Source organism: Arenimonas composti TR7-09 = DSM 18010 (assembly GCF_000426365.1).
Lineage (GTDB): Bacteria > Pseudomonadota > Gammaproteobacteria > Xanthomonadales > Xanthomonadaceae > Arenimonas > Arenimonas composti.
Genome location: NZ_AUFF01000001.1, coordinates 900,532 through 914,374, shown reverse-complemented (window position 1 = coordinate 914,374; position 13,843 = coordinate 900,532). Strand labels below are relative to the sequence as shown.

Genomic DNA, 13,843 nt, shown 5'->3' with positions numbered 1-13,843 from the left:
CCCACCGAGTTCGCCGGCGGCACCGAGGACGAGCGCCGGCCGCGGGATTGTCCCGCTGATGGGACGGATTGAACCGTCATCCGTTCGAATGCTGGCTTCGGACATGATCGCCGCCTTGCAGAAGGAGGAGCCCGGACCCCCGTCGGGGAGGGAGAGAGGGCTGGAGGCCCGGACTCGAGGTCGGCAAATCTAGGCGTGTGGACGGCACTTGATAAGTCGGCCGCGGAGGGAATAATTGTCCCGCCAGCGGTCCAATGGAGAAGGCAATGACGCGCGACCTCAACGACACCCTGATCTTCGCCAAGGTGGTGGAGCAGGGCAGCTTCACCGCTGCCGCCCGCGCGCTCGGGCTGCCCAAGACGACCGTCAGCCGCAAGGTGCAGGAGCTCGAGGAACGCCTCGGCGCCCAGCTGCTCAACCGCACCACGCGCAAGCTCGGGCTGACCGAGGCCGGCGCCGTGTACCACGACCACAGCGTGCGCATCGCCCGCGAGCTCGAGGAGGCCGAGAGCGCCGTCGGCCAGCTGCAGGGCGGTCCGCGCGGCTGGTTGCGGGTCAGCGCCCCGTACTCGATCGGCGTGCTGTGGATCGCGCCGCTGCTCAGCGAGTTCCACCAGCGCTACCCGGACGTGCGCATCGACCTGAACCTCAGCAACGAACGCACCGACCTGGTGTCGGGCGAGGTCGACGTCGCCCTGCGCGTCGGCGCGTTGCCGGACTCGAACCTCGTCGCCCGCCGGCTCGCCGCGTTCCGCGTGCAGGTCTACGCCAGCCCGGAATACGTCGCCCGCCACGGCGAGCCCCTGCATCCCGGAGACCTGCAGCACCACCGCGTGCTCGCGTTCGCCAAGCACCGGCACGGCAATCGCTATTCCTGGCCACTGGCGGCGACCGGCGACGACGCCTTCAGCGACTGGCCGGTGGCGCCGCTGTTCGTCGCCAACGACCCGGCGCCGCTGCAGAACGCGATGCTCTGCGGCGAAGGCCTGATGCTCGCCACCGACGTGACGATCAAGCCCTACATCGAGGCCGGCCGGGCGGTCCGCGTGCTCGCCGGCTGGACCGGTCCCGAGGTCGCCTTCAACGCGGTGTTCGTGCGCGGCCGGGTGCCGTCGCCGAAGGTGCGCGCCTTCGTCGACTTCCTGGTCGAGCGGCTCGACTTCGACGTGTCGTGGATGCAGAAGAGCTGCCCGAACCAGTGCCGCGACCTGGCCGGCGAGGGCCAGCTGCTCGAGCTGCCGGTGCGCGACGCCAGCCCCCTTGCGGCGGTCCCCGAAGCCGAGGTCGCCGCTGCCTGATTCCGGATCCGTGACGGGGTTCACGGTTCCGGTGCATCGCAACGGCTTCCTGCCCGCGGGATCGGTGGCGCGAACGCGTATGCTCCCGCGTCGTCTTCACGCCCCCCCCGGAATCGGTCATGCCCCCCACCGCGCCCCCGCGCAGTACCACCGCCTCGACGATCCTGCTCGGCAATGTCCGCCAGCAGTTCGGTGCCTTCGGCATCGCCGCCGGCTGCGGCCGTTTTCCGCCGCTCGCGCTGCTCAACCAGTTCCTGGCCGCCGGCCGTGACCCCGAGCGCGGCGACGACGGCGGCGCCTGGAGCCCCTTCGAGCTGAGCCCCGACGACTACGCGATCGTGCTCACGGGCTGGCTCGCCACGCATCCGGACACGGTCGTCGACGATCTCGGTGCGCAGACCTGGCCGGACTGGGTCGCGGCGCTGCATCGCCGGGTCGCCGGGACCGAAGACTGGAGCGAGTCGGCGGCCGCCGCCATCGCTTCGGCGGATACGGCATCGGCGGCGCCCGTGTTGCCGGAAACCATCGCCGCGCGGGCGCTCGCCGGTTCCGTTCCAGCCGCCCAGGGCAATGGCAGCGATGCGCTGTCGTCCCGCGATCGCGGTCGCCTGTTCGTCGAATGCCCCTGTTGCCGCACGCGCACCGTGCCGGTCTGGCGCAAGCTCGTGCCGGTCGCCGGCGGTGCCTGCATCGCCTGCCACCGCAAGTGGCGCTTCTCGCGCGTGGCGTTGCCGCTCGCCGCGGCGACGGTGCTGGCGCTGGTCGTGTTCCTGATCGCGGGGCACCCGTCACTGGCGACGTTGCGGCTCGTGCTGGCGGTGACCTTCGTCGCGCTGTTCGCGAGCCTGCTCGCGCTGCCGCTGCGCAAGCCGCGCTGAGGGTCCGGTTGTCTTCGCGGGCCGGCGGCGCGAGCATGCCGGCTCGACCGCTGCCGGAGCCCCGCATGCAGATCACCGTGGAAACCTACGTCGCCGCCGATCCCGGGCGCGTCTGGACCGCCTGGAACTCGCCGGCCGACATCTGCGCCTGGAACGCCGCCTCGGACGACTGGCACACGACCCGCGCCGAGGTCGACCTGCGTCCTGGCGGCCGCTTCACCGCGCGGATGGAGGCGAAGGACGGCAGCTTCGGCTTCGATTTCGGCGGCGAGTACACCCGGATCGAGCCCGGAGCGCTGATCGAGTACCGGATGGACGATCACCGCCGCGTGCGCGTCGAGTTCCTGCCGGAAGCCGGCGGCGTGCGCATCCGCGAGACCTTCGACGCCGAGTCGACGCACACGCCCGAACAGCAGCGCGAGGGCTGGCAGGCGATCCTCGACCGTTTCGCCCGGCACGTCGCCGCCGGCGCCGGAGCGGCGTCCTGATGGCGATCGCGACCGCCGCGGAGGTGCTGCGCTTCTGGTTCGAAGAGTCGTCGCCGGCGCAGTGGTTCGCGGTGGATCCCGCATTCGATGCCGCGATCGGCGAACGCTTCGCGGCGACCCTGGCCGCGGCCGCCCGCGGCGAACTCGCGGACTGGCGCACGACACCGCGTGGCCGCCTGGCGGAAGTGATCGTGCTCGACCAGTTCTCGCGCAACCTCGGGCGCGGCACGCCGGCGGCCTTCGCCAACGACGTGGTCGCGCTGGTGCTCGCGCAGGAAGCAGTGGCCGGCGGTGCGCTCGCGGCGCTGTCGCCGCAGGAGCGTGCCTTCCTGCTGATGCCGTACATGCACAGCGAGTCGCCACGCATCCACGAAACCGCCGAGCGCCTGTTCGGCGAGCACACGCCGCCGGTGAACCTGGACTTCGAACGGCGGCACCGGGCGATCGTCGACCGCTTCGGCCGCTATCCGCACCGCAATGCCATCCTCGGCCGCGAAAGCACGCCCGGCGAACTCGAGTTCCTGCAGACTCCGGGCTCGTCGTTCTGAACCCGGAGACCGCATGACCCTGCTGTTGCTGATCCTCGCCGCCGCTGCCGGCGCCGTCCTGCTGATCGCCGGCTTCGTGCTCTGGCGGCGCGCCCGCGAAGCCGCGGCGGACGACGGCGGCAGCGACTTCACCGTCCTCGACGTCCAGCTTCAGCCGCCACCGGGCGGCGTGCTGACGACCGGCGAGCAGGTCACCGCGACGATCCGCTACCGGATGAGCCGGCCGCGGAAACGCCTGCGGCTGTGGGTGCAGCTCGACGGCCTGGAACGCTCGACCTACGAGCCGTCACCGTTCGACATCGTGCCCGGCGAACACGTCGTGCGGCGCTGGTGCGCACCGGCCGGCGAAGGCGAAGTCACGCAGCTGCGCCTGCTGCTGCAGGACGCCGACAACCGGCGGCGCGCCGAACTCTTCGTGCCGGCCGCCTGGCGCTGCGAGATGGATGCGGAAACGCGTCGCCTGCAGCAGGACGGCGTCGGCGCCCGCATCGTCGACGTGCGCTTCGATCCGCCGTCGGGCGGCGCCAGCCTCGCCGCCGGCACGGCGGTGCAGGTCGACGTGTCGTACGTGGTCGACTCCGAGCGCGGCCTGAGCCTCTGGGTGGTGCCGGTGACGACGCTGCGCGGCGGCTACGCGCCGAGCGAAACGCCGGTGAACGGGGTGGGCTCGGCGCGGCGCTGGTTCGAGATCGGTGAAGCGGGGCCGCTCGACGCCGTCGTGGTGACGCTCGCCAACCAGGCCGGCGTCACCGTCGCCGAAGAGCTCGTGCCGGTCGACTATCGCTTCCACTGACGGCGTCGTCGCCCGGACTGCTGCGCGCCCGGTCGGCGCGGGCCGCGCAGCAGGTTCTGGATCGGATGCTCAGCGCCGCGCCGACGGACTGAGCCGCCAGATCGTGTCGCCGACGTCGTCGGCGACCAGCAGCGCCCCGTCGCCGGCGACCGCGACGCCGACCGGACGCCCGCGGGCACGGCCGTCCTCGTCGAGGAAGCCGGCCATCACTGGTTCCGGCGGCCCCGCCGGCCGGCCGTCGGCGAAGGGCACGAAGATCACCCGGTAACCGGCCGGCGTCTCGCGGTTCCAGGAACCGTGCTGGCCGACGAAGGCGCCGCCGCGGAAGCGCTCGCCGAGGCGGTCGTGGTCGTAGAACGTCAGCCCCAGCGAGGCGGAGTGGGCGCCGAGCGCATAGTCGGGGCGGCGGGCGGCAGCGACCAGTTCCGGGCGCTGCGGCTGCACGCGGGTGTCGACGTGCTGGCCGTAGTAGCTGTAGGGCCAGCCGAAGAAGTCGCCCTCGCGCACCGAGGTCATGTAGTCGGGCACCAGGTCGTCGCCGAGTTCGTCGCGCTCGTTGACCGAGGTCCAGAGTTCGCCGTTGGCCGGGTTCCAGGCGATGCCGACCGGGTTGCGCAGGCCGCTGGCGTACACCCGCGCGGCCCCGGTCGTGGTGTCGACGGCGAGGATCGCGGCGCGGTTGCGCTCCTCGCCGATGCCGTGCTCGGCGATGTTGCTGTTGCTGCCGACGCCGACGTAGAGCGTGCGGCCGTCGGCCGAGGCGAGCAGGCTCTTGGTCCAGTGATGGTTGCGGCCGGCCGGCAGGGCGGCGAGGCGGCGGCCGCTGCCGCGGGCGCGCAGGTCGCCCTCGTCGTAGCCGTATTCGACGATCGCGTCGGCATTGGCGACGAAGAAGCGGTTGCCGACCAGGGCCATGCCGAACGGCGAATCCAGGCCTTCGTCGATGAAGGGGCTGCGCACCTCGGCGATGCCGTCGCCGTCGGCGTCGCGCAGCAGGGTGATGCGGTCGGCGCTCGCCACCGCGGCGCCGGCCTTCTTCATGCCGCGCTGGGTGAACCAGCCGCGCACACCGCCAGGGGACGCCTCGGGATCGCGCGGCGGCGCGGCGGTTTCGGCAACCAGCACGTCGCCGTTCGGCAGCACGTAGAGCCAGCGCGGATGGTCGAGCTCGCGGGCGAAGGCGCTGACGACCAGGCCCTGGCCCGAGGTCGGCTGCTCGCCCGGGCCCCAGCCGACGACCTCGGCGATGTTCACCGTCGGGAACCACCGCCGCTCGGGTTCCGGCAGCACCGGATCGGGACCGTAACCCGCCGGGAACACCGGTTCGAGTTCGGCGCGACCGACCGCCGGATCATCGGTCAGCTTCGGCGACGCGCAGGCGACGAGCACGACCGCTCCCGCGATCAGCAGAGCCCAGCGCGTGCGAGTTTCCATATCCCCTCCGGACGCCGGATGGCGTTTCGGCGAAGTTTCCGCGCCGCCGCGTCAATGCACGGTCTACGACTCCCCGAGCAGCGTGATGCCGATGTCGGCGACCGTGGCGAATTCATGATCCGGCCCACCCGCGCGCAGGATCTCCGGCGCCGCATAGCCCCAGCCGACCGCGCCGAAGGCCAGGCCCTCGCCACGTGCGGCGTCGCCGTCGCTGTCCTGGTCGCCGATGTAGATCGCCTGCCGCGGACTCACGCCGGCGGCGCGCACAAGCCGGCGCAGGCGCGGCCGCTTGCCGAGGATCGACATGCCGCAGTCGACATGGGTGAAACGGGAGAAATCGCGTTCGCCGAGCACGCGGCGCGCGTTCTCGCGCGAGTTCGAGGTGACCAGCGCGAGCACGATGCCCGCCTGCTGCAGCGCCGCCAGCATGTCCGGTACGCCGGGGAAAGGCGCGATGCCGTCGGCGTCGCGCATCATCGTCCGGAAATCCGCGGCCACCCGCGCCAGCTTCCACACCGGTAGCCCGCTCTCGCGGATCAGCTGCGACACCGGCTTGCGTCGCGCCGCCTCGACCTCGTCGGCGGCGATCCTGGCGAAGCCGTACTTGTCCGCCAGGCGGTGCTGCGCGCTCAGGAAGAACGGGAAGCTGTCGGCGAGAGTGCCGTCGAGGTCGAAGATCGCCAGCAGGTATTTCATGTTCGAGGGAATGGGCAGGACGGCGCTGCCGCCGATGCTACCGAAGACCATTGACGTGCCGACAGCGACACCTACCTCCTGCCTCGTACCCCGTACATCCTGTGTTCCGGGCACGACGTGCTCACGCCCGGAGGCGACAATGGACCCTCCCGCGTTCCACCGCCGCCTCCATGCTCGCTTACACCGACAGCACCGCCTTCGCCGCCTATGCCGCCTACCTGTGCTGGCTGATCGCCGGTTTCGCCGATTTCCGCATCCACCGGCGCACCGCCATCGCGCACACGTCCGGGCTGGCCGAGTCGCGCCTGCACCTGCTGCAGCTGGCGCTCATCGGTGGAGGCGTGCTGCTGTGGCTGGCCTGCGAGCCCTCGCGCACGCTGCTGTGGATCAGCGCCGGGCTGGTCGTCGCGCACGCCGTCGTCGCTTGGCGCGACACCAGTACCGCCTGGGGCCGGCGCGAGATCGGTCCGCTCGAACAGCATGTGCACAGCGTCCTCGACGCGGCGGCGCCGGTGGCGCTGGCCATCCTCGCCGGCATGAACCTGCAGGCGCCTCACGGTTTCGCACTGCGCGAGCCGGCATTGCGGCCGGGGGTGTGGGCGATGTGGCTGGCACCGGCGCTGCTGCTGGTGCTGTTGCCGGCGCTGCTGGAGTTCCGCACATGCCTGGCGGCGTCTAGGGTCTCGCGATCATGAGCCCGAAGATCGCCAGGAACGCCGCGAAGGCCGGCACTCCGAGCGCGATCCAGGCGCGGAACAGGCGGAAATAGGCCGGTGGCAGCGGCGCACCGTCCCGGTCGGCGGCGACGGCGGCGTCGCGCATGCGGATCTGCAGCCACACCACCGGCAGCCAGCAGGCGACCGCGAACGCGTAGAGCCACAGCGATGTCCGCAGCCACGGGGCATCGAGCGGATAGCCGATGCGGGCGGCGAGGTAGATGCCGGTCAAGGGCTGAATCAGCACCGTCGTCGCGGTGAACAGCCAGTCCGCGCGTACGACCCAGGTGGCGACGAGCGCCACGGTGCGGGCTTCCCCGCGCAAGCTGGCGAGCAGCAGGTAGAACGCGCTGCCGATGCCGGTGCCGAAGAGCAGCGTCGACGACAGCACGTGCAGCCACTTGACGACCAGGATGTCCATCAGCGCGCCTCCACGGTATCGAGTTCGTGCAGCACCAGCAGGGCGGCGAGCAGTGGCAGGTTCTTGCTGATCGGCCCGTAGGGATGCAGCCAGAATTCCGGCAAGAACACCGTGACCAGCACGGTGTAGGCGAGGATCACCGCGATCTGCAGCCGGTACAGCGCGCGCGCCCGGCGTCGGCGCAGCAGCGCCAGCCCGATCCCGGCGTCCAGCGCGGCGGCGCCGTACAGCGCGACCAGGGCGGGGAATCCGTGCAGGTCGACGCGGGCGAGCAGGGCCAGGCTGTCCGCGGGTGGGTACAGGCCGAACGACACCGCCGCCGTCCACAGCCACACGAGCGCGACCGTCCAGCGCAGCGGCGGCAGCGTCCAGCGCAGGCGGGCGGCGCGGCGCAGGGAGGCGGCCTGGCCCGGCGGGATCGCTTTTTCGACGGGTTGCGGCGGCCTGCCCAGCAGCGCCGTCAACGGCGACGGATCCGCGTGGTTGCCGCGGTCCAGCATCGCCAGCGCGTCCGGACTGGCGAGGCGCGGCGGGCTCAGCGCCACCGCGGCCCGCAGCAGCGGCCGGGGAACCGGCAGGACGCGCGCGGGCGGCAGCCCCAGCGCCCGGCGCAGCGTCGCGAGGTAGTCGCGCAAGGTCGTGGCGCGCGGCCCGACGACGTCGACGCAGCGCGGCGGATGCTCCGCATCGAGCGCCGCCAGCACCGCGGCGACCACGTCATCGAGCACGACCGGCTGGATGCGTTGCCGGCCGTCGCCGGGGAGCGGCAGCCACGGCAGCGTCGACCAGGCCAGGAACATCGCGCTGCTGGCGCCGTCGGGCGCGTACACCAGCGACGGACGCAGCACCGTCGCGGTCAGCGGCGAGGCCAGCAGGGCCTCGTCGGCGAGCGCCTTGCTGCGCTGGAAGGCGACGTCCGCGCCGGCGTCCGCTCCCAGCGCCGAGATCTGGATCACCCGCGCTACACCGGCGGCCTCGCAGGCTGCGAACAGGGCGCGCGGGGCGACCGCGTGCACCGCTTCGAAGGAGTCCTTGCCGTGCGCGACGAACGTCCCGACCGCGTTGACCACCGCATCGGCGCCGGCCAGCCGCGGCTGCCAGGCGACGGGCGAGAGGTCGACGGCGAAATCGACCGCGACCGTGTCGATGCCGGGCCAGCGCGACCGCGCCGCGCCCGGGTCGCGCACCGCGGCGATCACCGCGTCGCCGCGGGCGCGCAGCCCGTCGACGATCGCCGCACCGATCAGGCCGGTCGCGCCGGTGACCAGCACCCTCATCCCGGCGCTCCCGGCTGGCGCACCATCGGGCGTCGGGCGCTCGTCTCAGGCACGGCCGCGAGCCTGCTGTCGACGCTGGCGGTGTCGCTGCTGAGCCGGCGCCATCGCGGTGCCGCCGCGGCAGGCACCAACGCGACCAGTCATTGGGTCTGGGGCGAGCCGGCGACGCGCCGCCTCGCACCCGACCTGGGCCACACCCTGGTCGGCTATGCGATCCACCACGCCATGTCGGTGTTCTGGGCCTGCGGCTTCGAGGCCTGGCGCGCCCGCCACCCGCGGACGCCGGTGCTGGCCATCGCGGCCGGCACCGCCGCGGTCGCCTACGCCGTCGATTACCGGGTGGTGCCCGGGCGCCTCATGCCGGGCTTCGAACGCCACCTGCCGCTGCGCTCGCGCCTGCTCGCCTATGCCGCCTTCGCGACGGGCCTGGCGCTGACGGCGAGGATCGCAGGGCGGCGGCGGGAGGACCGGCATGCGGGGAGTGTAGGGCGCGGGCGGTGAAGCCCGTGCGGACCGGTTCGGCCCGGTCGCCGCTCGACCGCAGCGACGAACTCGCCGAGGTCACATTTTTCCCCATCGCCCCGTCGGAGTGATTCGTCGCGTTCGGCAGGCGTTTCGTCACGCGGCCGCGACGGCGGCACGCGGACCGCCTACCATTCGTCCGCGCTCACAGAACGAGGGGATCCCATGTCGCACCTGATCAACATCTTCCTGGACCCGGCCAAGGTCTTCGCCGACCTGAGGGAACGGCCGACGTTCGTCGTGCCGCTGCTGACCGTGCTGGTCCTGGTACTGGGCGCGATGGCGCTGTACTTCTTCACCGTCGATGCCGACTGGTTCGTCGACAACACGATCCGGCAGGCGCTGGCGGCGAACCCGGAGATCAGCCGCGCCGACCTCGAACCGGCCCGCCAGTTCATGACGCCGACCTTCGCCGGCACCGCCGGCCTGCTGTTCGGCGGCGTGTTCATGCTGATGATGTACGTGCTGATGGCGGTGTATTACCTGCTCGCGGGCAAGGTGACCGGCACCGAAGTCGGCTTCATGCAGGGCCTGGCGCTGACGGCGTGGTCGTCGATGCCGCTGGCGATCGGCGGCATCGTGCTCGCGGTCGGCGTGCTGACCGGCGACAACCGCACGCCGATGGAGGACCTGCAACTGCTGAACCTGCACCCGCTGCTGGTGAACGTACCGATCGAATCGCCCTGGGCCGGGCTGGCGCGTGGTTTCAGCCTGCTGAACCTGTGGGCCTGGTTCCTCGCCGCGCTCGGCTGGAAGACCTGGAGCCGCGGCGGCTGGGGCGGCGCCCTGGCGGTCGTGCTGCTGCCCTCGGTGCTGATCTACGGCATCTGGGCGCTGATCGCGGCGTTCTGACGCATCCGACACGGAATTCGACGGCATGAAGCCCACCACCAAGAAGGCGCTCGTCGCCACCCTGATCGTCGCCGCGCTGGTGACGGTGTTCACGCTGTCGAAGCTGCGCGGCGAGTCCGGCAAGGAAGTCGACATCGCCGTCGTCGCCGAGCAGGACGTGCGGCCGACGATCCTGGCCTCCGGCGTGCTCGCCTACCTGCAGGAGGTCAAGCTGACCTCCGAGGTGGTGGCCAAGGTCGTCGCGATCCACGTCGCCGAAGGCGATCACGTGCAGGCCGGCGACCTGCTGCTGACGCTCGACCAGGAGACCTACCGCAATGCGATCGCGCGCGAGGAGGCCAGCCGCCGCCAGGCGGTGATCAGCATCGAGCGGCAGCGGCTGGCGCTGGCGCTGGCCGAGAAGAAGCTCGAGCGCGGCGAGAGCCTGCGCGAGCGGCAGATGATCGGCCAGAGCGAGTTCGACGACTTGCGCAACGCCCGCGACCTCGCCCGGGTCGAGCTGCAGAGCAGCGAGGAAGCGCTGCGCCGCGCCGACGCGATCCTCGGCGAGGCGCGCGAGCTGCTCGCCAAGACCGACATCCGCGCGCCGATCACCGGCACGATCGTCGACCTGCCGATCAAGATCGGCGAGACCGCGATCGCCTCGACGAACGCCTTCGCCGGCGCCAGCCTGATGACGATCGCGGACACCGCGGCGATCCAGGCCGAGCTGAAGGTCGACGAAGCCGATATCGCCCGCATCCAGGTCGGGCAGGCGGTCGACGTCTACGCGACGGCGTTCCCCGACACCGCGATCAAGGGCCGGGTCGCGCGCATCGCGCTGGCGCCGACGCTGGAGGCGCAGGCACGCACCTACGAGGTGATCGCACTACTCGAGGAGCCGACGGGCCTGGTGCTGCGTTCGGGCATGAGCGCCCGCGCCGACATCTTCCTCGGCGACGGCGGCCGCGTGCTGGCGGTGCCGGTCGAGGCGGTCGGCAGCGAGGAGGTCGACGAGAAGAAGGTCGAACGCTTCGTCTGGGTCGACCGCGACGGCAGCGCCCGCCGGGTCGTCGTCGAGGTCGGCCTGTCGGACGACCGCTGGGAGCAGATCACGTCGGGCCTGCAGGCCGGCGATCGCGTGATCACCGGGCCGGGCCGCATCCTGCGCACCCTGCTCGAGGGCGAGCGCGTGACCGCGCGCCGGGCCGGCGAAAGCGGCGCCCGCGCCGGCCGGGAAGCGGAGGACGGAGAGACCGCCAACGTGGAGAGGTCGTCCGGGGAAGGCGAGGGATGATCCGCCTGACCGGCATCACCAAGGTCTACCGGATGGGCGACGAGGAAGTGCACGCGCTCGCCGGGGTCGACCTGCACATAGCCGCCAACGAGTACGTGGCCCTGATCGGCCCGTCCGGCAGCGGCAAGTCGACGCTGATGAACCTGATCGGCTGCCTCGACTCGCCGACCGCCGGCAGTTACGTGCTCAACGGCCGCGACACCTCGCACATGAACGACACCGAGCTGGCGCACGTGCGCAACCAGGAGATCGGCTTCGTGTTCCAGAGCTTCCACCTGCTGCCGCGGCTGACGGTGCTCGACAACGTCGCGCAGCCGCTGGTTTACCGCGGCATCCCGCGCGCCGAGCGGCAGGCGCGGGCGACGCGGGCGCTCGAGCAGGTCGGCCTCGGCAACCGCCTCGGCCACCGGCCGAACCAGCTCTCCGGCGGCCAGCGCCAGCGCGTCGCGGTGGCGCGCGCGCTGGTCGGCAAGCCGTCGATCCTGCTCGCCGACGAACCCACCGGCAATCTCGACTCGCGCACGTCCGCGGAGATCATGGCGCTGTTCGACGAACTGCACGCCAGCGGCCAGACCGTCGTCGTCGTGACCCACGAACCGGACATCGCCGCGCACTGCCGGCGCACGATCCGCATCGGCGACGGCCGCGTCGTCGACGACCACGCCAATCCGCCGCGGGAGGTGCACGCGTGACCGCCTATCTCGAGGCCTTCCGCGCCGCCCTGACCAGCCTGCTCGCGCACCGCATGCGCAGCTTCCTGACCACGCTCGGCATCCTGATCGGCACCGCCTCGGTGATCGCGGTGGTGTCGCTGATCCAGGGCTTCTCGGCCTTCGTGACCGCGCAGTTCGCCGACATCGGCGGTAGCACCCTGAACCTGCAGGCCTACACCCCGTTCGACGAGGCGGTGCTCGGCCGCGAGAACTTCCTGACCTTCGCCGACGTCGACGTGCTGCGCCACCGCGTGCCCGGCATCGACACCGTGGTGCCGACGATGGCGGTGCCGGTGACCGGCATCAGCTGGCGCGGACGCAGCGCCGCCGCCCAGGTGGTGGCCTCGTCGTCGGAATTCACCGCCGTGCAGGGCCTGTATCCCGAGCTCGGCCGCTTCCTCGTCGCCAGCGACGACCAGAGCCGCCGGCGCGTCGTCGTCATCGGCAACGAGGTGCGCGAGAAGCTCGAACTGCCCGAGGACCCGGTCGGCGAGTTCATCCGCATCGGCAGCGACTGGTTCAAGGTCATCGGCGTGATGGAGAAGCGCGGCGAGATCTTCGGCCTGAGCCAGGACAACTACGTCGTGATCCCGTTCGAGGTCGGCCGGGCGATGACCGGCAGCCAGCGGCGGCCACGGATGTCGATTTCCTTCACCGCCAGCGACCTGTCCGAGGTCGACGCGCTGCGCGACCGCGTGCGAAGGGCGATCCGGCAGTCGCACCGCCTGAAGCCCGGCCAGGACGACGACTTCCGCATCCAGACCGCGGAGTCGGCGCTGAAGAGCTTCGAGGACTTCGCGGCGATGACGACCGCGGTGCTCGGCGGCATCGTCGGCATCTCGCTGCTGGTCGGCGGCATCGGCATCATGAACATCATGCTGGTGTCGGTGACCGAGCGGACGCGCGAGATCGGCATCCTGAAGGCGCTGGGCGCGACCCGCCGCGACATCCTCGTGCAGTTCCTCGCCGAGGCCGGCCTGCTGGCCCTGCTCGGCGGCCTGATCGGCATCGCCCTCGGCTGGCTCACCGGCAAGGGCGTCGCCGCGCTGATCCCGAACTTCCCGCCGGCCTCGGTGCCGATGTGGGTGGTCGTCGCCGCGGCCGGGTTCTCTGCCCTGGTTGGGGTGATCTTCGGGATCATGCCGGCCTCGAAGGCCGCGGGGCTCGACCCGATCGAGGCGCTGCGCTACGAGTGATCTTCACGCCGGCGGTAGCATGATCGGCGCGAGTCCACACGGGAGTGCCGCCATGAAGCGCAAGGTCGGGATCATCATCGGCAGCCTGGCGAAGAAGTCGCTGAACCGGCGGCTGGCCGGGGCGCTGCAGAAGGTCGCGCCGGAGGAACTCGAGTTCGTCGAGATCCCGATCCGCGACCTGCCGCTGTACAGCTACGACTACGACGCCGACTTCCCGCAGGTGGCCTGCGACTTCAAGAAGGCGATCGCCGACGTCGACGCGGTGATCTTCGTGACGCCGGAATACAACCGCTCGATCCCGGGTGCGCTGAAGAACGCGATCGACTGGGCCAGCCGTCCCTACGGGCAGAACGCCTTCGCGCGCAAGCCGTCGACGGTGATCGGCACCTCCCCCGGCGCGATCGGCACCGCGGTCGCGCAGCAGCACCTGCGCAGCATCCTCGGTTTCTGCAACTCGCCGCAGATGAATTCGCCGGAAGCCTACATCCAGTACAGGGACGGCCTGATCGACGACGAAGGCGACATCACCGTCGACGGCACGAAGAAGTTCCTGAGCAACTACATGGCCGAGTTCCGCGATTTCATCAACCGCGTCCTCACCGTCCTCCCGCGGCAGTCGAAATGAGCGGTCCGGGAAGGAACACGGATTTCGCGGATCAAGGCGGATCGGAACGGATGAGGCAGGCCAACATCGGGATTCGATCCGTCGTCATCCGCCTTGATCTGCGGAATCTG

Annotated in this window: 16 protein-coding genes; 12 read left to right on the top strand and 4 right to left on the bottom strand. The window is 71.4% G+C overall.

From position 1 onward, the window contains the following. The first annotated feature begins 266 nt into the window (after positions 1 to 266). The 5 genes from K311_RS15210 (at position 267) to K311_RS0104155 (ending at position 4,005) form a co-directional block, all read left to right on the top strand. Entirely contained in the window at positions 267 to 1,298 is a 1,032-nt protein-coding gene (locus tag K311_RS15210; RefSeq protein WP_051239455.1) for a LysR family transcriptional regulator, read from the top strand. 119 nt (positions 1,299 to 1,417) lie between these two features. Then, complete coding sequence (locus tag K311_RS17455) at positions 1,418 to 2,176, top strand: hypothetical protein (RefSeq protein WP_051239454.1); 759 nt, start codon at positions 1,418 to 1,420, stop codon at positions 2,174 to 2,176. 65 nt (positions 2,177 to 2,241) lie between these two features. Then, positions 2,242 to 2,664, top strand: coding sequence for an SRPBCC family protein (locus tag K311_RS0104165; protein WP_026816280.1), 423 nt, complete (start codon positions 2,242 to 2,244; stop codon positions 2,662 to 2,664). Then, entirely contained in the window at positions 2,664 to 3,212 is a 549-nt protein-coding gene (locus K311_RS0104160) for a DUF924 family protein (protein ID WP_026816279.1), read from the top strand. The genes K311_RS0104165 and K311_RS0104160 overlap by 1 nt, the downstream gene beginning before the upstream one ends. 13 nt (positions 3,213 to 3,225) lie before the next feature. Beyond that, positions 3,226 to 4,005, top strand: coding sequence for a hypothetical protein (locus tag K311_RS0104155; protein ID WP_026816278.1), 780 nt, complete (start codon positions 3,226 to 3,228; stop codon positions 4,003 to 4,005). A gap of 69 nt (positions 4,006 to 4,074) precedes the next feature. Here the strand turns inward: K311_RS0104155 and K311_RS0104150 are convergent, their stop codons facing one another. Further along, on the bottom strand, positions 4,075 to 5,439 hold the full coding sequence (locus tag K311_RS0104150; protein ID WP_051239453.1) for a PQQ-dependent sugar dehydrogenase: 1,365 nt from the start codon (positions 5,437 to 5,439) through the stop codon (positions 4,075 to 4,077). A 63-nt stretch (positions 5,440 to 5,502) separates the two neighbouring features. After that, positions 5,503 to 6,135 (bottom strand): HAD hydrolase-like protein, encoded by a 633-nt coding sequence (locus K311_RS0104145; protein ID WP_026816276.1) that lies wholly within the window; start codon positions 6,133 to 6,135, stop codon positions 5,503 to 5,505. A gap of 170 nt (positions 6,136 to 6,305) precedes the next feature. Here K311_RS0104145 and K311_RS0104140 point away from each other — a divergent pair, with 170 nt between their 5' ends. Further along, positions 6,306 to 6,830, top strand: a complete 525-nt coding sequence (locus K311_RS0104140; RefSeq protein WP_051239452.1) for a hypothetical protein — start codon at positions 6,306 to 6,308, stop codon at positions 6,828 to 6,830. Here the strand turns inward: K311_RS0104140 and K311_RS0104135 are convergent. Then, positions 6,811 to 7,272 carry a DUF2269 family protein gene (locus tag K311_RS0104135; protein WP_026816274.1) on the bottom strand — a complete coding sequence of 154 codons (462 nt, stop codon included), beginning with the start codon at positions 7,270 to 7,272 and terminating at the stop codon, positions 6,811 to 6,813. The genes K311_RS0104140 and K311_RS0104135 overlap by 20 nt on opposite strands. Continuing rightward, complete coding sequence (locus K311_RS0104130) at positions 7,272 to 8,549, bottom strand: SDR family oxidoreductase (protein ID WP_026816273.1); 1,278 nt, start codon at positions 8,547 to 8,549, stop codon at positions 7,272 to 7,274. Before K311_RS0104130 ends, K311_RS0104135 begins: the two co-directional genes overlap by 1 nt. A gap of 81 nt (positions 8,550 to 8,630) precedes the next feature. Here K311_RS0104130 and K311_RS15200 point away from each other — a divergent pair, with 81 nt between their 5' ends. The 6 genes from K311_RS15200 (at position 8,631) to K311_RS0104100 (ending at position 13,733) form a co-directional block, all read left to right on the top strand. Then, the gene (locus K311_RS15200) at positions 8,631 to 9,050 is read left to right on the top strand and encodes a hypothetical protein (RefSeq protein WP_051239451.1); all 420 of its coding nucleotides are present in this window, start codon (positions 8,631 to 8,633) and stop codon (positions 9,048 to 9,050) included. Between the two features lie 186 nt (positions 9,051 to 9,236). Further along, positions 9,237 to 9,923 (top strand): YIP1 family protein, encoded by a 687-nt coding sequence (locus K311_RS0104120; protein WP_026816272.1) that lies wholly within the window; start codon positions 9,237 to 9,239, stop codon positions 9,921 to 9,923. A gap of 25 nt (positions 9,924 to 9,948) precedes the next feature. Continuing rightward, a complete protein-coding gene (locus K311_RS0104115; RefSeq protein ID WP_026816271.1) occupies positions 9,949 to 11,199 on the top strand; it encodes an efflux RND transporter periplasmic adaptor subunit in 1,251 nt (416 codons plus the stop codon). Continuing rightward, the gene (locus K311_RS0104110) at positions 11,196 to 11,891 is read left to right on the top strand and encodes an ABC transporter ATP-binding protein (RefSeq protein ID WP_026816270.1); all 696 of its coding nucleotides are present in this window, start codon (positions 11,196 to 11,198) and stop codon (positions 11,889 to 11,891) included. Before K311_RS0104115 ends, K311_RS0104110 begins: the two co-directional genes overlap by 4 nt. Next, positions 11,888 to 13,108 (top strand): ABC transporter permease, encoded by a 1,221-nt coding sequence (locus tag K311_RS0104105; protein WP_026816269.1) that lies wholly within the window; start codon positions 11,888 to 11,890, stop codon positions 13,106 to 13,108. Before K311_RS0104110 ends, K311_RS0104105 begins: the two co-directional genes overlap by 4 nt. Positions 13,109 to 13,160: 52 nt before the next feature. Next, on the top strand, positions 13,161 to 13,733 hold the full coding sequence (locus tag K311_RS0104100; RefSeq protein WP_026816268.1) for an NADPH-dependent FMN reductase: 573 nt from the start codon (positions 13,161 to 13,163) through the stop codon (positions 13,731 to 13,733). Positions 13,734 to 13,843 lie beyond the last annotated feature (110 nt).